The sequence below is a fragment of the Nocardiopsis endophytica genome (assembly GCF_027706725.1).
GTDB lineage: Bacteria > Actinomycetota > Actinomycetes > Streptosporangiales > Streptosporangiaceae > Nocardiopsis_A > Nocardiopsis_A endophytica.
In genome coordinates this window covers 1-18,945 of the sequence record NZ_JAQFWQ010000016.1, presented here as the reverse complement: position 1 = coordinate 18,945, position 18,945 = coordinate 1, and the positions used below count along the sequence as shown (strand labels likewise).

Genomic DNA, 18,945 nt, shown 5'->3' with positions numbered 1-18,945 from the left:
GCGGCGCCCGTGGCGCGGACGATGCCTGGCTACGACGCCGGTGCGACGGCGAACCCGGAGGAGGCCGAGCCATGACGGATCGACGAAGGCCGCTGCGGAGGCGGAGGTTCCTGCAAGCCGCGGGCGCCGGAGCGGCGCTGGGCGCGATGGGAGGCGCCGCCGAGGCGGCGGCCGGGTCCGGAGGGGGCCGGGGCGGCGGAGGCGCCGGCAAGGGCAAGGCGGACCTGGTGCTGTTCGACGGCAAGGTGCTGACCATGGACGGGGACTTCGCCCCCGCCGAGGCCGTCGCCATCAAGGACGGCCTGGTCCGGGCCGTGGGGACCACCCGTGAGCTGCGGCGGTACATGGACTCGCGGACCGAGGCGGTCGACCTCCGGGGCCGGACCGTCATCCCCGGGGTCAACGACGGGCACTGCCATCCGATGGGCCTCGGTACGGGGCGGCCTCCGCTGACGCTGGACCTGGGCCGGGACGCGGTCGGGTCCATCGCCGACATCCGCGCCCTCGTCGCCGAGGCCGTCCGGGACAAGGAGCCGGGGGAGTGGATCCGCGGCTTCGGGTGGGACCAGGGCTACCTCGCCGAGGGCCGGTACCCGACCCGGCACGACATCGACGAGGTCTCCGCGGACAACCCGGCCGCCCTGCGGGAGTGGTCCGCGCACGCCCTCTGGGTGAACTCCAAGGCGCTGGAGCTCGCCGGGATCACCCGGGACACCGAGCCGCCGCCCGGCGGCGAGATCGTCAAGGACGGCGACGGCGAACCGACCGGGCTGCTGTTGGAGGGGGCGGCCGGCCTGGTCGACGCGGTCATGCCGGACTTCACCGAGGAGGAGAAGCGGCAGGGGCTGCGCGCGGCCGTGGATATCATGCACCGGAACGGCGTCACCTCGGTGACGGACGCCGGGATCGACCTGGACTCGGTCCGGCGGTACCGCGACATGCTGGCGTCGGGCGACATCCGGCAGCGCTTCACCGTCATGATCGCCGCCTCCGACGGCCTGCGGGACACCTTGGCGGAGGCCGGGCGGATCGAGACCGACCACGAATGGCTGAACGCGAGCCAGGTGAAGATCTTCGCCGACGGCGTGCCGACCCAGGCCCGGACGGCCTGGGTCTCCGAACCCTACGTCGGCGGCGGCAACGGCGGGCTCACGCTGCCCGGGGACTCGGTGGACGAGCAGCTCGCCCTGCTGAACGACTGGGTCATGACCGCGCACGAGATGGGCTTCCAGGTGGGGACCCACGCGACCGGCGACCTGACGGCCAATGCGGTCGTCGACGCCTACGCGGCCGCCATCGAGCGGTTCGGCGGCGAGGAGCTGCGCCACTACGTCATCCACGGCGACCTGGCGACGCCCGAGGACCTGCGGCGCATGGCCGCGCTCGGCCTCCCGGTGAGCTACAACCCCCAGATCAAGCGCTCCCTCTCGCACCAGCTGGTCGACGTGATCGGCCGGGAGCGCACCGATTACCAGTGGCCCTACCGCACCGCGCTCGACCTGGGCGTCCCGGTCGCCAGCGCCTCCGACGCGCCCGTCGTGGGCCTGCCGGACTTCCGCGAAGGACTGACGGCCGCGCTGACGCGCAAGAGCCTGGAGACCGGCGAGGTGTTCGGCGCCGAAGAGGTCATCGGCCTGGAGGAGGCCCTGGCCTCCTACACGACCGCGGGCGCATGGCAGGACCGCGCCGAGTCGTGGAAGGGCACGCTCGCGCCGGGCATGGCCGCCGACCTCGCCGTGTTCGACGGGGACCTGGTCGACACCCCGCCCGAAGAGATCGTGGACCTGCCGATCGCCATGACCATCGTCGGCGGCGAGGTGGTCTACGACGCGTCCGACACCTCCGACGGCGCGCCCGCCGCGGCGGCCTCCTCCGCGTCCGGGCCCAGCGGCCTCGCGGCGTACATGCACAGCGGCTGCCGCCACGACTGATGCCGCCGCGACCGAGCGCCCCCGGTGCCCCGCACGGTGCCTCGGAGGGCGCTCACGGCCTCCGGCCCGCCTCGAGGTAGGCCTCCATGGTGCGGAGGATGTGCGCGCGGGTGGTCCGCTCGATCTCCTCCGCCGGTGCGCCGCCGCGCAGGAGCGCGAGGATGTGCTCGTGCTCGTCGAGCGAGGCGGCGGGCCGGGCGGGGACGAAGGAGAAGGTGGAGCGGCGGATGAGCGCCATGCGCTGCCATTCGCGGTCGAGCAGTTCGAGCAGGTGGCCGTTGGGGCACGGCGCGCAGAGCAGCCGGTGGAACCGCTCGTTGAGCTCGGTGAACCGCACCGGGTCGAAGTCGGCGCCGTACAGGGCGCGCATGCGCTCGTTGAGGGCGGCGGCCTCGTCGAGGCGGGCCGTGTCCAGGAGGGGCGCCGCCAGCGCGGTGGCGGCGCCCTCCAGGTAGGCGAGCACCTGCATGGTGTCGGTGTAGTCGGCGGTGTCGATCCCGGTCACCTCGGCCCCGACGTTCTGGGTGAACGTCACCAGGCCCTCGGCCTCCAGGCGCCGGACCGCTTCGCGCACCGGCACCGCGCTGACGGTGAACTCGCGGGCGAGCCGGTCCAGGACGAGCCGGTAGCCGGCGCTGTAGCGGCCGGACAGGATGCGTTCGCGCAGCTGCCGGTACACCGTCTCGGACTTCGACAGCGCGCGGTCTCCGGCCGCGGCGGTGTCCGCCATGAAGGTCCTCTCTACAGCTGCCCGCCGAGCTTGAATCCTCCGCCCGTGTCGTCCTTGCGAGTGTAGGAGAAGCCGTCGGCGCCGACGGTCACGTCCATCTCGGCGGGTTCCTCGCGCTCGCGGAGCGGCACGGGGTCGCCGTCGAGGTCGAGCACGGTGGACGCCTCGGTGTACCAGCTCGGCACGACGGGGTGGCCCCACCAGTCCCGGCGCTGCTCGTCGTGCACGTCCCAGGTGACGACGGGGTTGTCGGGGTCGCCGGTGTAGTAGTCCTGGGTGTACACCTCGATGCGGTGGCCGTCGGGATCGCGCAGGTAGAGGTAGAAGGCGTTGGACACGCCGTGCCTGCCGGGGCCGCGCTCGATGGCGTCGGAGCGGCGCAGGGCACCGAGCTTGTCGCAGATGTACAGGATGTTGTGCCTCTCGTGGGTGGCGAAGGCGATGTGGTGCATCCGCGGCCCCGCGCCGCCGGTGAGCGCGGTGTCGTGGACGGTGTCCTTGCGGGCGAGCCAGGCGGCGTAGGTGACGCCGTCGTCGTCGCGGATGTCCTCCGTGCGTTTGAAGCCGAGGCCCTCCAGGTAGGCGGCTCCGGCCACGACGTCGGGGCAGACCTGGTTGAAGTGGTCGAGCCGGACGATCGCGCCCGCGCCGTACTGTTCGTAGCGCCAGGTCAGGCGCGGAACGTGCGCGACGTCGTGGAAGAACTCGTAGGGGAACCCGAGCGGGTCGAGCACCCGGACGACCTCGCCGACCCCGGTGCGGAACCCGGGGGGCTCGCGCCGGACCGCGCACCCCAGCGCGCGGTAGTGGGCCTCGGCCGCGTCCAGGTCACGGGGGGTCCGCACGCGGAAGCCGAACGCGGCGACGGCGGGCACCGGGCCCTCGCGGAGGACCAGGTTGTGGTGGATGAACTCCTCCAGCGCGCGCAGGTGGATCTCGCGGCCGTTCTCCTCGGTCACGACCAGCCCGAGGACGTCCACGTAGAACTCGCGGGCTGCCGCCAGGTCGCCGACCACGAGTTCGAGGTAGGCGCAGCGCAGGATGTCGGGGGGTGCGGCGGTCATCGCAGGCTCCTCGCTCCCGAGAAGAACGGGTCCCGGTCGTCGTAGCCCCCGGCGCCGAAGCGCGCGGTGGGCACCTCGCCCAGGGCGACGTGCACGGCCTGCTGCTCGGTGTAGAAGTCCAGGGAGCGGTGGCCGCCCTCCTGGCCGAGGCCGGAGGCCTTCACCCCGCCGAACGGGGAGCGCAGGTCGCGGACGTTGTGGGAGTTGATCCACACCATGCCCGCCTCGATCCGGTCGGCGACCCGGTGCGCCCGCCGCAGGTCGTTCGTCCACACGTACCCGGCGAGCCCGTACGGGACGTCGTTGGCGAGGCCGACCGCCTCGTCCTCGGTGTCGAACGGGGTGATGGCGACGACGGGGCCGAAGATCTCCTCCTGGAAGATCCGCGCCGTTGGGGGGACGCCGGCGAACACGGTGGGGGAGAGGTAGTTGCCGTCGGGCAGGTGCTCCGGCCGCCCGCCGCCGGCCACGAGTTCGGCCTCGCTCCTGCCGGAATCGACGTAGTCCATCACGCGCCGGAAGTGCTCGGGGTGCACCAGGGCGCCCACCTCGGTCGCCGGGTCGTCCGGGGGGCCGACCTTGACGGCGGCCGCGCGCTCGGCGTAGCGGGACACGAACGCGTCGTAGACGGACCGTTCGACGAGGATGCGGGAGGAGGCGGTGCAGCGCTCGCCGTTGAGGGAGAACACGCCGAACAGGGTCGAGTCGAGCGCGGCGTCGAGGTCGGCGTCGGCGAAGACGAGTGCGGGGGACTTGCCGCCGAGCTCCATCGACAGGCCCTTGAGCCCGTCGGCGGCGTTGGCGAAGATCCGCCTGCCGGTGCCGGTCTCTCCGGTGAACGAGACCAGGTCGACGCCCGGATGCGTGACCAGCGCCTCCCCTGCGACCTCGCCGATCCCGTTGACCAGGTTGAACACCCCGTCGGGCAGCCCGGCCGCGGCGAAGACCCGGGCCCACAGCGACGCCGACAGCGGCGTGAACTCCGCCGGTTTGAGCACGACCGTGCAGCCGGCGGCCAGCGCGGGGGCGAGCTTCCACGACTCCAGCATGAACGGCGTGTTCCACGGCGTGATCAGCCCCGCCACGCCGACCGGCTTGCGGTTGACGTAGTTGAGCTGCAGGCCCGGCACCTTGTAGGCGTCGTCGGACCGGGCCACGACCAGGTCGGCGAAGAACCGGAAGTTCTCCGCGGCCCGGCGGGCCTGGCCCTTCGCCTGAGTGATCGGCAGCCCGGTGTCGAAGGACTCCATGGCGGCCAGCTCCTCGTCGACCGACTCGACGGCGTCGGCGATCCTGCCGAGGACCCGGGCGCGCTCGCGGTCGCGCATCCGCGGCCAGGGGCCGTCGGCGAAGGCGCGGCGGGCGGCCGCGACGGCGGCGTCGACGTCCGCCTTCCCGCCTGCGGCGGCCCGGGTGTAGACCTCGTTGGTGGCGGGCGCGAGCACGTCGAACGTCGCGCCGTCGGCCGAGGCGGCGGGCTCGCCGCCGATGTGGTGCGGGATCGGGTCGGGGATGGTGGCGGGGACGCCGTCAGGGAGGCTGTCGGGGATGTTCATGTGAGACTCCTCGGCGGGACGGGAGTGAGGTACTGCTCGGCTTCGGCGGCCAGCGCGCGCACCGTGTCCCGGCCCTGCCCGCTCAGCGGGGCCAGCGGCGGCCGGACGTGGTCCGAGCGGATCAGGCCGCGGCGGGCCATCAGCCACTTCGCCGGGGCCGGGTTGGTCTCGGCGAACAGCAGGTCGACCAGCGGGTGCACGCCGTAGTGCAGCTCGCGGGCCCGGTCCCAGTCCCCGGCGACGGCCGCCTCATAGGTCCGGGCGACGGTGGACGGCGCGATGTTGGACAGGGCGGAGATGAAGCCGATCCCGCCGAGCGCGATCAGCGGCAGGCACAGCAGCTCGATGCCCGACCACATCAGGACGTCCCGCCCGCAGGCGTGCATGACGCGGGAGAAGTGCTCGAAGTCCTTGGTGGTCTCCTTGATGCCCACGATGTTGTCGTGGTCGCGGTAGAGCCGGGCGAACGTCTGCGGCGCCAGCTCGACCGCGGTGCGCACCGGCACGTTGTAGGCGACGACCGGGAGGTCCGGGAACTCGCGGGCGACCGTCGAGTACCACGTGTAGAGCGCCTCCTGCGTGGGGCGCGCGTAGTAGGGCGTGACGACAAGGACGGCGTCCGCCCCCGCGTCGGCGGCGACGGCGGTGAGCTCCAGCGTCTCGTCGAGCTTCGCCGAGCCCGTGCCGGGGAGGAAGGGCGCCTCGTCGGCGACCTCCTCGGCGACGAGCCGGATCGCCTCGGCGCGCTCGGTGAGCGTCTGCGCCGACGGCTCCCCGGTCGACCCGCCGATCGAGATCCCGCGCGAGCCGTTGGCGAGCTGCCAGCGCACCATCGTCCGCAGCGACGCGTGGTCCACGGCCCCCTCGTCGGTGAAGGGGGTGAACAGCGGCGCGATCGCGCCCCTGATGCGGGACGGGTCGGATCGGAATCGCATCAGTCCGCCTCCAAATCCTGCGCTTGGTCCGGCGCCTCGTCCGGTGCCTGTTCCTCGTCCGGCACCTGTGCCTCATAGCGCTGCCGCCACCGTGTGTTCAGCGGGTACAGGCCGTTCACGGATTCGCCTCGCCGGACCATCCCGGCGATGAACTCCTCCTCCCTCTCCTGGGCCTCGGCCGCCTCCAGCACCTCGCCCACGAGTCCGGGCGGGATGACGACGGCGCCGTCGTCATCGGCCACGACCACGTCCCCCGGCCGGACGGCGGCCCCGCCGCACGCGATCACCGTGTCCGTCTCCCACGGCACGTGCCTGCGCCCGAGCACCGCCGGGTGGTGTCCGGCGCAGAAGACCGGCAGGCCGGTCGAGGCGACGGCGGCGGCGTCGCGGACCGCGCCGTCGGTGATGACGCCCGCGGCGCCGCGGACCTCGGCCCGCAGCGCGAGGATGTCGCCGAGCGTGCCCGCGCTCGCGTCGCCCCGCGCCTCCATGACCAGCACCTCGCCCGGGCCGACCGTGTCGAACGCCCGCTTCTGCGCGTTGAAGCCGCCGCCCCGCTCGGCGAAGAGGTCCTTGCGGTACGGCACGAACCGCAGGGTCCGCGCGAGGCCCACCAGGCGCCGGCCCGGCACCAGCGGCCGCACCCCGTCGATGGAGACCTCGTCCAGCCCCCGCCTGCGCAGCTGTACCGACAGGGTGGCCACCGCCACCGCCGCCAGCCGCTCCCGGACCTCCGGGGTGGGCACCGGTTCCGGCACGCGGCCCCACGCGTCGGCGCGCTGCGCGTCGTCCACCCGCGGCGGGTGGCCCCACGGGGCCAGCGCCGGGCCCGCCGTCACGTCGGTGGCCAGCCGGCCCGACGTGAGCGCGGGATCGTCGAGGGAGAAGGCCTCGACCTCCACCCGCTGCCCCGGCCGCGCGACCGACGCGCCCGCGGGCGTCCCCGTGAGGACGACGTCGCCCGGTTCGAGGGTCATCAGGCGGGACAGGTCGGCCACGAGCAGTCCGAACGGGAAGATCAGGCCCGGGCCGCCGTCGTCCTGGACGAGCGCCCCGTCGAGCCACGTGCGGATGCCGATCCGCTCCGGATCGAGCCTTTCGGCCGGGATCAGGTCCGGGCCGAGGGGCGTGAAGCCGTCGCCGCCCTTCGACCGCACGTTGCCGCCCCGGTCGGCGTAGCGCAGGTCGTGCAGCCCGAGATCGTCGGCCGCGGTGACCCACCCGACGTGCGCCCAGGCCCGGTCCGGGGGCACGTCGCGCGCGGCCGTCCCGACGACCAGCGCGATCTCGCCCTCGAACCCCAGGAGCTCGGTGCCCTCCGGCCGGGCGACCGTGCCCGGGCCGGTGACCGATGAGGCGGTCTTGAGGAAGTAGGAGGGATGCGCGGGCGTCCGGCCGCGCTGGGCCGCCCGCGAGGCGTAGTTGAGGTGGACGGCGATCACCTTGCCCGGCCGGTGGCCGAGGAGCGCGGTGATCGGGTCGTTGCCCATGACGGTCACCTCGTATCAGAGACGATATCGTATATGATTCTGTGCGGCGGGCGGCGCCCGCGTCAAGCCGCGGCCGGATCGGCCTGTGCGCCCGGCCGTCCATGGACGGCGCACCCCTGGGCGTCCGCTAGACTGGTGCACGCCTCTTCAGGGGACACCTCCTCGGAATCAGAAGGCCTGTCTTCAGGGGACACGGGGCTATGGCGCAGTTGGTAGCGCGCCTCCATGGCATGGAGGAGGTCTGGGGTTCGAATCCCCATAGCTCCACAGAACGCGGAAGGCCCGGACATACCGTCCGGGCCTTCCGCGTTTTCCGGGCCGCCCGCATCCACCGGCCCCCTTTCACCGCCGTCCCGGCAGCCACACGGGCCACACCTTTCGTGGCCGGTACCGGACCGCCCCGCGACCCGTCAGCCGTGTCTGTGATACGCGCCACGTCCCCGGGGAAACCGGAGGTGAGGGCGGATGGCGCGCACATGGGCCGCCGCCCCTGCCGCCTGGGCGGCGCCGCCGACGCGGACAGGGGCCTATTGAGGGCGTCGATCGGACGGTAGTTTCGTTGACGTCACCCATTGAGCAGAGGAAGACCGTGACACCGAATCCCCCCGCCCGGTCCCGCCTCACTGCACGAACACTCATCGCGACCGGGGCCCTGCTGGCGGCCGCCTCCGTCGGCACCGCGGCCGCGGACGCCGTGCGCCCGGACTCCCCCGGGACCGGAGGCGAGCACTTCGCGGGCGCGCGCATCGCCGCCGTCGACTGGTGCGGCACGGGCGTCGTCGGCGACCTCAACAGCGACCGCTCCGAGGGCCCCGCCACCGCCCGCTGGGCCCCGCCGGAGGGCACCGACGGGCCCGAGGGCGCCGAGCGCTCGGAGGGCCCAGGCGGAGTCGCGGGGGAGCAGCACTTCCCCGAGCCGCCGGAGGCGGGCATCAGCAGGGTGACCGCGGGGCGCGACGCGCTCTCCGCCGAAGCGTCGGTCGTCGGCGTGCACTTCTCCCCGTCGTGTGCGCTCGTACAGGACGGCGCCAGTGGCACCGGCGGCTCGGGTGGCCAGGACGAGGGGGCGCACGCGACCTCGGGCGACGAGGACCTGGCGGCCCTCTTCGGCGCCGACGACCTGGTGGTCGTCGGCACGGTCGAGTCGCAGGCGCAGTGGACCCGCGAGCGCGGGGCGACGGCGCGGCTCGACGTGCAGGACCTGCAGGTGCTCGGCCACGAGGTGGAGGTCGGCGCCGGGACCTACGAGCGCACGTTCACGGCGACGGGTCCGGACGGGCCCGTGGAGGTCGACTTCACGGCGCGCGCGACGGTGACCGAGCTGCCGGACGGGCAGCCGGGGGCGACGACCGCTTCGGCCGGCCTGGACATGGAGTTCGACGTCACCTCACCGGCGGAGGACGGGGAGGAGCCCGAGCGGCGGACCTACCGGTTGGAGCTGGCCGGCACGAGCGTGCACAGCGAGCGCGCCGTCCAGGACGGCCAGGAGCCGCAGCAGGGTCAGGACCCCGAGCCCGACGACGACCTCTCGCCCGGTGTCCCGCCGGACCCGGGCGACGGTCCGGAGAGCGACGGCGGAGGATCGGACGGCCAGGGCGACAAGGACGGCCAAGGCGGCCAGGACGGCCGTGGCGGCGGGGACGGCCGCGAGGGCGCGGACGGTACCGGCTCCGACCCCGGCGACGGGGATCGGGGAGCGGACGGCGGTGCGGGGAACACCCCGGACGGCTCGCAGGACGGCTCCTCCGACAGCGGGTCCGACACCGGCTCCGGAGACGGGAACGGCGACGGGCGCGGCGACACCGGCGACGGCTCGTCCCCGGATACGAGCAGGAGCCCTGATCCCGGTTCCCGGGGGGCACCCGGCCGCGACGACGTGACCATCGACCCGCAGGGGAGTGGGCCCCGGGGCGGGCTGCCGGTGACCGGCACGGCGATCGCGGGCATGGTGGCCGCCGGTGTCCTGTCCCTGGCAGGAGGCAGCGCCGCCCTGTACCTGGGCCGCACGAGAAGGTCCTCGCAAGCCGACGACTGACGCCGGGCCCCGGGCGGCCGCCGGGCTGTCGGGTGCGGCGTGCAGGGCGGCGACGACGGGGGCAACAGCCCTTTCGGTAGCGCTGTCGGGCGCCTGGCGTGTGCGTGGCCACCGTCGATGGCGGCGACGGCGGAAGCGGGGCGGTTCCCCGGCCCTGCCGGCCGGGCGGCGGGCCTCTGGTGGTGCGGGCGGCGACGCGGTCGAGCGGGTGCACGGTCGCCCGCGCCCGTGACGCCTGCACCCCCGGTGCCCCCTCCCCGTTGATCTCGGGGGATCACCCCTGCCGGGGTTTCAGTGCACTCCAGCGGACGCGGTCCGGTCGCCGAGCGTGTTCGCGCCGTGTCCGGGGGATTCCTTCGTTTCCCCCCTTTGACCTGGGTGGACGTGGGCTGGTTCGGGGTCTTGGGGGGCGTTTGTTCTGAGTCGTCCCTTGTGACGGGGGTGGGTCCCCGGTTAGTGTGACGGGCGCCACTCTAACCGAACGGTGTTAGGAATCTCGGAGCGAGAAAGGCCGGTCCCCCTGATGGCAGTACGCGCTCCCCGTCCGCCCGCGGCCCCCGGCCGTACGGACACGCCCGGCTCGGTCCGGGCCTGGGTCATCGTCGGGATGCTGGTCGTCCTGATGGGCCTGAACTACGCCGACAAGCTCGCCTTCGGCCTCGCCGCCAACCCGATCATCGACGAGTTCGACCTGACCGCCACCCAGTTCGGGCTCGCCAACAGCGTCTTCTACATCCCCTTCTTCATCGCCACCCTGGGCGTGGGCTTCCTCGCCGACCGGACCTCCACCACCTGGCTGCTGGGCGGCATCGCCGTGCTGTGGGGCCTGTCCCAGTTCTCCATGGTCGCCGCGGCGGGCCTGGGGATGATCATCTTCGCCCGGCTCCTGCTCGGCGCCTCCGAAGGGCCCACCTACGGCCTGGTCAACCACGCCTCCTTCACCTGGCTCAAGGAGAGCGACCGCAGCCTGGCCAGCTCCCTGCTGTCGGCCGGGGGATCGCTCGGCGTGATGGTCGGCGCCCCGGTGCTCACCTGGCTGATCGTCGACCACGGCTGGCGCATGGCCTTCATCGTCTCCGGCGCGGCGAGCATCCTCTGGTGCGCGGTCTGGCTCTTCATCGGCAGGGAGGGGCCGCTGAGCGACCGGCGGAGGCGCGCGGGGAAGCGGGGAGGGGACTCCGCCGGCGCCGGTGCCGAGCGGGGCCCAGACGCCGGTCGCGGCGCCGCTCCGGCCTCCGCCGCCGAACCCGGACCCGACCCCGGCTTCTGGCGGATCGTCACCACGCCCACCTTCATCGCCGTCTCCCTCGCGGCCTTCGCCGGGAACTGGTCGATCTCCGTCAAGCTGGCCTTCATGCCGCTGTACGTCCAGAACGTCCTCGGCCTCACCGAGCACGAGACCAGCCTCTACATCGTCGTCGGCCAGCTGTTCACGATGCTCTGCGTCTACGTCGCGCTGGCCTTCGTCATCAAGACGATGATGGCCCGCGGCCACTCCGGCCGGGTCGCCCGCGGCGTCCTCGGCGGCGCCTGCGTCCTGTTCGCCGGCGCCTGCATGATCGCGTTCGTGCTGCTCCCCGGCCTGCCGCTGAAGCTCGCCGTCTCGATCCTCGCCGCCCTGGTGCTCATCTCCTTCCCCGTCGGCAGCACGGTGATCGGGCAGATCACCCCGACCCGCCGCCGCGCCGGGGTCCTGGGCACCTACGCCGCCCTCTACGGCCTGGCCGGGGTCATCGGCCCCTTCGTCACCGGCCTGTTCGCCGACGCCGGCGCCACCGAGGCCGCCGGGCTCGACAACGGCCTGCTCTTCTGGGGCGCCCTCACCCTGGTGTGCGGCGCGGTCGCGATCGCCTTCACCCGCCCCGAACGCGACGCCGAGCGGCTCGCCGCCCGCGCCGCCGCCGAATCGGCCGACCGGTAGAACCCGGTCCGACCTGGGCATAACCACCGCCGATGGCCGAGACACCGGTAGGGAGGAGACCGCGATGTCCCTGACCCTCGGCGGTGGTCCGCTCAGCAAGCATCCGCCGGACACCGTCAACTACACGATCGAGTCGCCGCACCACGCGCTCTTCATGCAGCCGTTCCCGCGCAGGGTCCGGGCGCGGCTCGCAGGAGGCACGGTCCTGGACTCCGGGCGCGGCTACCTGGTCCACGAGACCGGCCTGCTCCCGCAGCTCTACGTGCCGACCGAGGACATCCCGGCCGCCCGCCTGACGCCGAGCGAGACCACCACCCACTGCCCGTTCAAGGGGGACGCCTCCTACTGGCACCTGAAGGCGGGCGACCGAACGGTGCCGGACGCCGTGTGGTCCTACACCGACCCGCTCCCCGGGGCGCGGTGGCTGCGCGGCCTCAGCGCCATGTACTGGGAGGCAGCCGACTCCTGGATGGACGAAGAGGAGGAGGTCCACGGCCACCTGCGCGACCCCTTCCACCGGGTCGACGCCCGCATGTCGTCGACCCTGGTGCGGGTCCGCCACGGCGACCAGGTGGTGGCGCTCACGAGCAAGCCCAAGATCGTCTCCGAGACCGGCCTGCCGAACCGCTACTACATCCCGCCGGACGACGTGCGCCGGGACCTGCTGGTGCCGAGCGAGACCACCACCTACTGCCCGTACAAGGGGCAGGCGCGCTACTGGAACCTGCGCACCGGCGCCGGGGAGCTGGCCGACGCCGCGTGGAGCTACACGGTGCCGCTCAAGGACGGGCACGACATCCGCGACCACTACTGCTTCCTGCACGACGAGCTGGAGACGACGGTCGAGCAGGCCTGATCCGGGCACGCCCGAGCCGGGCAGGGGCCTCGCGCCGGAGGGCGGCGCGAGGCCGCAGGGGCCGCCGTCCACCGGCCCGCGACAACGGCCGCAGGCGTCACCGGGGCGCGGTACTGTCGCATGCGTGCCAGAACTCCCCGACGTCCCGACCCTGCTCCAGGCCGCCGTCGACGCCCTCGGCGGCTCCCACCGCGAGGGCCAGGCCCGCATGGCGCGGGCGGTCGCCTCCGCCATCGGCGACAGCGAGCACCTGGTCGTCCAGGCGGGCACGGGCACCGGAAAGTCGCTGGGCTACCTCGTCCCCGCGATCCGGCACGCCGTGGCCGAGGACACCACTGTGGTGGTCTCCACCGCCACCCTCGCCCTGCAGCGCCAGCTCATCGAGCGCGACCTGCCCCGCCTGGCCGGGGCCCTGGCGCCGAGCCTGGGCCGCGAGCCGACCTTCGCCATCCTCAAGGGCCGCGGCAACTACCTGTGCCGGCACAAGCTCGACGGCTCCGGGGACGACGCGGACGACGGCGCCGAGCTGTTCGACCCCCGCCGGCTGTCGGCCGTGGGCCGCCAGGTCAAGCGCCTGCACGAGTGGGCGGAGGAGACCTCCACCGGCGACCGGGACGACCTCGACCCCGGCGTGGGCGACCTCGCCTGGCGGCAGGTGTCGGTCGCGGGCAACGAGTGCATCGGCACCGCCTGCCCCTTCAACCAGGAGTGCTTCGCCGAGCTCGCCCGCGAGGACGCCGCCTCGGCCGACGTCGTCGTCACCAACCACGCGCTGCTGGCCATCGACGCCATGCAGGGCCGCCACATCCTGCCCGAGCACGCCGTGCTCGTCGTCGACGAGGCGCACGAGCTGGTCGACCGGGTCACCTCGGTCGCCGCCGCCCAGCTGGGGGACCGGGCGGTGACCGCCGCCGCCAAGCGCGCCGCCCGGCTGGTGGAGCCGGACACCACCGAGCGCCTGGAGGAGGCCGCCGACGGCCTCGGGCTGATGGTCGCCGACGTGGAGCCGGGCCGCCTGGACCAGCTCGACGAGGGCCTGGCCGGGGCGGTCGCCGTGGTCCGCGACGCCGCGCACGCCTGCCTCACCGCGGTCAAGGGCGTCAAGACCGGCGGCGAGGACGACCCCGAGGGCACCGCCTCCCGGCGCCGGGCCCTGGCCGCCCTGGAGGAGGTGCACGACGCCGCCGAGCGCATCCTGGAGTCGGTGGAGCCCCCGCTGCGCGAGCGCACCTCGGTGGTGTGGCTGGCCAAGGGGCCGCGCACCGCGCCCAGCCTGCACGTGGCCCCGCTCGGGGTCGGCGGGCTGCTGCGGGACAAGCTCTTCGGCGACCGGACGGCCGTGCTGACCTCGGCGACGCTGGCCCTGGGCGGCACCTTCGACGCCCTCGCCGGCCAGTGGGGCCTGGGGCGGGAGATCGTGCTCAAGGACGACGTGCCCGACCCCGGCCTCGCGCCGGACCCCGACAGCGCCGACGGGGAGCCGCGCTGGCGCGCCCTGGACGTCGGCTCCCCCTTCGACCACGCCCGCAGCGGCATCCTGTACGTCGCCAAGCACCTGCCCCAGCCGGGCCGGGACGGGCTCGACGAGCGCTACCTGGAGGAGATCGCCGGGCTCATCGAGGCTGCCGGCGGCCGCACGCTCGGCCTGTTCTCGTCCATGCGGGCGGCCGAGCAGGCATCCGAGGAGATGCGCGAGCGGCTCGACCTGCCCGTGCTGTGCCAGGGGGAGGACTCCACCGGCCGCCTGGTGGAGCGGTTCGCCGACGACGCGCGGGCCTGCCTGTTCGGGACCCTGTCGCTGTGGCAGGGGGTGGACGTCCCGGGGCCGTCGCTGCAGCTGGTGATCGTGGACCGGATCCCGTTCCCGCGCCCGGACGACCCGCTGTCCTCGGCCCGCCAGCGCGCGGTCGGCGCGCACGGCGGCAACGGGTTCATGGCGGTGGCGGCGACGCACGCCGCGCTGCTGCTGGCCCAGGGCACCGGGCGCCTGCTGCGGTCGGTGGACGACCGCGGCGTGGTGGCCGTGCTGGACCCGCGCCTGGCCACGGCCCGCTACGGCGGGTTCCTGCGGTCGAGCCTGCCGCCGTACTGGGGGACGAGCGACCCGGAGGTGGCGCGGGCGGCGCTCAAGCGCCTGGACGCGGCGGCCCCCGCGGCGGTCGGGAAGGGGTGAGGGCGGCCGCGGCGGCTCAGGGGCGGCCGCTCAGCGGCGGACCCGGTAGCCGAACAGGCGCACCGCGTACTCCGGGCTGCTCCCGTCCTCGGAGGACTGGATGTGCCAGCGGTCCTCGTGCCCCCCGATCGCCAGCTCGTTCCAGACCAGGTCGATCAGTTTGAGCCGGGCGGTCACCGCCGACTCCGGGTCGAGCACCACCGAGTAGGCCCGGTCCGACAGCCGCTGGGTGACCATCCCCACCGGCTGGCCGTCCCAGATGGCCGGCACCGGGGCGTGGCCGATCTCGACGTCGCACTGGCGGAGCTGCTCGATCTCCTCCTCCAGCGCCTCGGCGGCCATCGCCTCGTCGAGTTGGAGGGCCTCCTCCAGCTCGTCGCGGTCGCTGTCGTCGCGCAGGTAGGCGTGGTCGGTGCGGCGCCCGCAGGTGCCGCACAGCCGACGTACCACGCACCGGGCGACCCCGTGGGCGGACTGCGCCTCACCCGTGCCCTGCCTGTCGCTGACGGTGCGGATACGGCCGCATTCGCAGCACAGGGCCGTGAGATCCTGCTTCATCCTTCAGTCCCCCTCCCACGGCGAGTATGCGATGGGAGCGCACCGTTAGGGAACCGGTTCTCCGAAGGAGTTCCGTCAAACTTGTGCCGATCAATGACCAAAGAGTGATGGATCGCCCGAATCGCCCCGACCTTCACCTGCGATGTCTCCGCGCCCGCTGTCCGCCCGCGGGGCCCGGCCGCGGCCGTTTTCCCAGCATTCTCAGGTTTACCGTCAGCTCTCCCGGCCCTTTTCGGCCTTTTCCGCGGGCTCGGCGGGGCGCTCTTCGGGCCCGCCCGGCGGCCCGCCGTCATCCCCGTCCGGAGGTTCGGCCCCTCCCGGAGGTTCGGCGCCGCGGGCTCCGGAGGGGTCCTCCCCGGCGGCCCCGTCCCCGCCTCCACGGGCGGCGCGCTCGTCCTCCGGACCGTCCAGCAGCGGGTGCCCGGCCACTTCATAGCGCCGGATGTACACGCTCAGGAACGCCTGCAGGCTCGCCCCCGCGGGCAGCGCCAGCAGGGCGCCCGGGGCGCCCAGCACCGCCGCACCCGCCAGCACCGCGCCGAACGCCACCGCCGGGTGCATGTCCAGGGTCCGGGCGGTGATGCGCGGCTGCAGCACGTAGTTCTCGAACTGCTGGTAGACGGTGATGAACAGGAGCATCCACACCGCCGGCCACACGCCGCCGATCAGCGCGACCACCACCGGCAGCGCCCCGCCGATGTAGGTGCCCACGGTCGGGATGAACTGGGAGAGCACCCCCACCCACAGCGCCAGCGCGAAGGCGTAGTCCACGTCCAGCACCATCAGCGCCGCGAAGTGCGCCAGCGTGGAGACCAGCGCCAGCAGCGCCCTGGAGTAGATGTAGCCGCCGGTCTTGTCGATCGCGATCTCCCAGGCGCGCAGCACCTCCCGCTGCGTGCGCGGGGGCAGCACCGAGCACAGGGTCCGCCGGAAGCGCGGGCCGTCGGCGGTCAGGTAGTAGGTGAACAGCGCCACCGCCAGGCCGTTGAACAGCAGCGTCAGCAGGGCGGTCCCCGCGCCCCAGGCGTTCTCGGCGGCGCTGGAGGCCCACCGGTTGAGCTGGCCGCTGACGTCGGTCACCTCGGCCAGCAGCAGCTCCGGCTCGAAGTCGGCGTTGAAGGTGGTGTTGACCCAGCTCAGCAGGGCGCGGCTCATCGCGGGGATCTGCGCGGCGAACTCCAGTACCTGGCCCACCAGCATCGATCCGAGCACCGACAGGAACGCCACCAGAGCGCCCAGCGCCGCCAGCATCACCGCGCCGGTCGCCAGCCCGCGCGGCCAGCGGTGCCTCTGCAGCCAGTTCACCGCCGGCTCCAGGGCCAGCGCCAGGAACAGGGAGATCAGCAGCAGCACGAGCAGCCCGCGCAGCTGGAGGAAGAGCCAGCCCGCCACCGCGACGCCGATGACCGTCATGACCGCCAGGAACATCGCGCGCGGCAGCCACGCGGGCATGCCGCCCTTGTCGGAGTCGGTCATCGGGGTGGAATCGCCATCTCTGCTCTGCTCGCCGTGGTGCCGCGGCCCGGGGCGGGCGGCGGCGGTGTCGGGGGACCGGAGGGGACGGCCCGGGGGCGGGGGGTCAGTCGTCGAGGGACAGGCCGCGCTTGTTGCGCTCGGTCCACTCGCGCATCCGCTTGGGGTACCCGACGATCTGCACATCGTAGACGGGGGCGGCCAGGTCGCGCGCGACCTTGCGGATGACGTCGGGCGACCCGACCCGCCGCCGGGTCCACTCCCCGTCGTGGGCGACCGCCACGGCCGTGGTGGAGGTCGCGAACGTCTCCGGCTCCACGAAGAACTCCACACCGGTACGGGACTTCGCGAAGTCGATCAGGGTCTTGATGTCGGAGTCCTCGGCGGCTCGGTCGAAGCGGGCCTTGCCCCGCTTGCGGGCTCTGCGCAGTCCGAACCGGTCTCGCCATCCCATGTGCGTGTGCGCTCCCGTCGCCGTTCCGCCGGTGTGTGCTGGTCGTGGTGTGCGGTGGGGAATGTGCCACCGAGTCTATCCACCTGCGGCCAGGCGGTTTTCGGCGTTCAGGGTATGCGGGAGTGATCGCGCTGCTACGGTCGGTGCGCACGGACGCGAGGGAGAGTGTGGCGTGACGCTGTGGACCTGGGTCGCCGAGACGTCGCGGCGCCTCCGCGAGGAGGGGCACGCGGAGACCGCCGACGCCGTGGCGCGGCTGCCGCAGTTGGCGGCCGAAGGGGAGGTGGGGCGGATCCGCGGCCTGCTGCCGTCGGCGCTGCGCGCCGTGCGGGACGGCGCCGACGCACTCCCCCCGTGGACCGAGGGATACCTGAACCACTGGGGTGCGGCCGCGCGGGTGGGCCACCGGGGTGAGGGGACCGCCGCGCTCGACCTGGTCGAGGGCGCTCTGCGCGCCGCGCACGGCGAGGACGGCGATGAGGAGGACGAGGACGGCGGCGCCTGCGGCCCGGCCGCCTGCGCGGCGCAGAACGTCCTGGACTGCTACGCCAACATCGACGGCCCGGGCCGCACCGTCGACCGCACCGCGCTGCTCGCCGAGGCCATGACGCACGGCGGCCCGGGGCTCCCCGCCTGGGAGGCGCTGGTCGTGGCGCACGCCGACATGCTTATCGACGACGAGCGGCCCGACGAGGCCGTGCGCGAGCTGGACCTGCGCGCCGCCGAGATCCGCGAGGCCGGGGCCGAGGTCGGCATGGAGTACGGGTTCGCCTATGTGCGCGCCCTGCGTTACCAGGAGCGCTACACCGACGCCCTGCTCACCGTGGACCGGCTGGAGGAGGGCGCGCTGCGGGCGGTCCCGGTCGGGGTGCCGCGCTCGGCGGCGGCCCGCCGCCTGCGCTTCGAGCGGGCCCGGCTGCTGGCCTGGCTGGCGCGCTCGGGCCTCAAGCCCCCGGAGGAGGCGCGCGAGGCCCTGCCCGAGACGGGCGAGGCCGACGCCAACCCGCGCCTGCGCAAGGCGTGGGTGGACGCGGCCGAGGACCTGGTGGCGCTGGGCGAGCTGCGCAACGACTGGCGCGTCGGGGTGGCCCTGACGTCGTGGTCCCGGTACGCCGAGCGGGTCGGCGCGCACCGTCCGTGCGCCCAGATGTCCATGGCCGCCGCGCGCCTGGCGGCGGCCCGCGACGCCCGCTGGGTCGCCGACTGCGCGATCCGCCGCGCCCAGCGCGCGCTGGTGCGCGTGCGCAGGGCCCAGGACCTGGAGAACGACCTCGAAGAGGCGCACGCGATGGTCAGGGCGGTCCCCGCGGTGGTGCTGCCCACCGAGCCGGAGGACCTCCTGGACGAGCTGCGCAAGGAGCCGCGCGCGTCGGTGGACCCCGAGCGCCAGGCCGACCTGGTGGTCGCGGCGCGCGCCCGCCGCCCCGAGGACACCGCGCTGCTGAACGCGCTGGGCCAGGTGGGCCGGACCCTCATGCTGAGCGACACGGCGGCCGAGCCCCAGTGGCACCACGTCCGCCGCGAACCGGGGGACCAGAAGGCGGCGCTCTCACTGTTGGAGACGCTGCTCCACGACAACGACACCGCAGGCGTGCGCACCCTGGTCCGCACCCTGACGGAGGCGTCCCCCGCGAAGCCCTGAACGCAGGGGTGCGGCGACGGCGGTTACCGGGCCCCGGCCGCCGGGGGCGGGTCTCTCGCGGTCCGGCGCTCGGCGTTGATCTCGGGGAACTCGGGGTTGAACCGGACACGATAAGCCCGACTTCCCC

The 18,945-nt window shown here is 73.9% G+C and carries 14 protein-coding genes and 1 tRNA gene; 7 read left to right on the top strand and 8 right to left on the bottom strand.

Going from position 1 to position 18,945, the window contains the following annotated elements; translation table 11 throughout:
• The first annotated feature begins 71 nt into the window (after nt 1–71).
• Nucleotides 72–1,931, top strand: coding sequence for an amidohydrolase (locus O4J56_RS07925; RefSeq protein WP_270684754.1), 1,860 nt, complete (start codon nt 72–74; stop codon nt 1,929–1,931).
• 52 nt (nt 1,932–1,983) lie between these two features.
• Here the strand turns inward: O4J56_RS07925 and O4J56_RS07920 are convergent, their stop codons facing one another.
• The 5 genes from O4J56_RS07920 to O4J56_RS07900 are packed head-to-tail and all read right to left on the bottom strand — an operon-like array spanning nt 1,984 to nt 7,706.
• On the bottom strand, nt 1,984–2,661 hold the full coding sequence (locus O4J56_RS07920) for a GntR family transcriptional regulator (RefSeq protein ID WP_270684753.1): 678 nt from the start codon (nt 2,659–2,661) through the stop codon (nt 1,984–1,986).
• Nucleotides 2,662–2,672: 11 nt separating this feature from the next.
• Nucleotides 2,673–3,725, bottom strand: coding sequence for a 3,4-dihydroxyphenylacetate 2,3-dioxygenase (gene hpaD, locus O4J56_RS07915; RefSeq protein WP_270684752.1), 1,053 nt, complete (start codon nt 3,723–3,725; stop codon nt 2,673–2,675).
• On the bottom strand, nt 3,722–5,281 hold the full coding sequence (hpaE, locus tag O4J56_RS07910) for a 5-carboxymethyl-2-hydroxymuconate semialdehyde dehydrogenase (RefSeq protein ID WP_270684750.1): 1,560 nt from the start codon (nt 5,279–5,281) through the stop codon (nt 3,722–3,724). The genes hpaD and hpaE overlap by 4 nt, the downstream gene beginning before the upstream one ends.
• Nucleotides 5,278–6,216, bottom strand: coding sequence for a 4-hydroxy-tetrahydrodipicolinate synthase (gene dapA / locus O4J56_RS07905; RefSeq protein WP_270684749.1), 939 nt, complete (start codon nt 6,214–6,216; stop codon nt 5,278–5,280). Before dapA ends, hpaE begins: the two co-directional genes overlap by 4 nt.
• Nucleotides 6,216–7,706, bottom strand: a complete 1,491-nt coding sequence (locus tag O4J56_RS07900) for a fumarylacetoacetate hydrolase family protein (protein ID WP_270684747.1) — start codon at nt 7,704–7,706, stop codon at nt 6,216–6,218. Before O4J56_RS07900 ends, dapA begins: the two co-directional genes overlap by 1 nt.
• A 194-nt stretch (nt 7,707–7,900) precedes the next feature.
• Between O4J56_RS07900 and O4J56_RS07895 the strand changes: the two genes are divergently transcribed.
• The 5 genes from O4J56_RS07895 to O4J56_RS07875 all read left to right on the top strand — a co-directional run bounded on the left by O4J56_RS07895 (nt 7,901) and on the right by O4J56_RS07875 (nt 14,691).
• Nucleotides 7,901–7,973 (top strand) — tRNA-Ala (locus O4J56_RS07895).
• A 322-nt stretch (nt 7,974–8,295) separates the two neighbouring features.
• On the top strand, nt 8,296–9,741 hold the full coding sequence (locus tag O4J56_RS07890; RefSeq protein ID WP_270684745.1) for a hypothetical protein: 1,446 nt from the start codon (nt 8,296–8,298) through the stop codon (nt 9,739–9,741).
• Nucleotides 9,742–10,264: 523 nt separating this feature from the next.
• Entirely contained in the window at nt 10,265–11,662 is a 1,398-nt protein-coding gene (locus O4J56_RS07885; protein WP_270684744.1) for an MFS transporter, read from the top strand.
• A gap of 64 nt (nt 11,663–11,726) precedes the next feature.
• Entirely contained in the window at nt 11,727–12,518 is a 792-nt protein-coding gene (locus O4J56_RS07880) for a DUF427 domain-containing protein (RefSeq protein WP_270684743.1), read from the top strand.
• A gap of 124 nt (nt 12,519–12,642) precedes the next feature.
• Nucleotides 12,643–14,691, top strand: coding sequence for an ATP-dependent DNA helicase (locus O4J56_RS07875; protein ID WP_270684741.1), 2,049 nt, complete (start codon nt 12,643–12,645; stop codon nt 14,689–14,691).
• 30 nt (nt 14,692–14,721) lie between these two features.
• Here the strand turns inward: O4J56_RS07875 and O4J56_RS07870 are convergent, their stop codons facing one another.
• From O4J56_RS07870 to O4J56_RS07860, 3 genes are all read right to left on the bottom strand, one after another.
• Nucleotides 14,722–15,249: a DUF6315 family protein gene (locus tag O4J56_RS07870; protein WP_270684739.1), complete on the bottom strand. Its 528-nt coding sequence runs from the start codon at nt 15,247–15,249 to the stop codon at nt 14,722–14,724.
• Nucleotides 15,250–15,462: 213 nt separating this feature from the next.
• On the bottom strand, nt 15,463–16,725 hold the full coding sequence (locus O4J56_RS07865) for an AI-2E family transporter (protein WP_270684738.1): 1,263 nt from the start codon (nt 16,723–16,725) through the stop codon (nt 15,463–15,465).
• Nucleotides 16,726–16,828: 103 nt separating this feature from the next.
• On the bottom strand, nt 16,829–17,176 hold the full coding sequence (locus tag O4J56_RS07860; RefSeq protein WP_270684736.1) for a hypothetical protein: 348 nt from the start codon (nt 17,174–17,176) through the stop codon (nt 16,829–16,831).
• Between the two features lie 172 nt (nt 17,177–17,348).
• On the opposite strand from O4J56_RS07860, the gene O4J56_RS07855 reads away from it, so the two are divergent.
• On the top strand, nt 17,349–18,818 hold the full coding sequence (locus O4J56_RS07855; protein WP_270684734.1) for a hypothetical protein: 1,470 nt from the start codon (nt 17,349–17,351) through the stop codon (nt 18,816–18,818).
• The last annotated feature ends 127 nt before the right edge of the window (nt 18,819–18,945 follow it).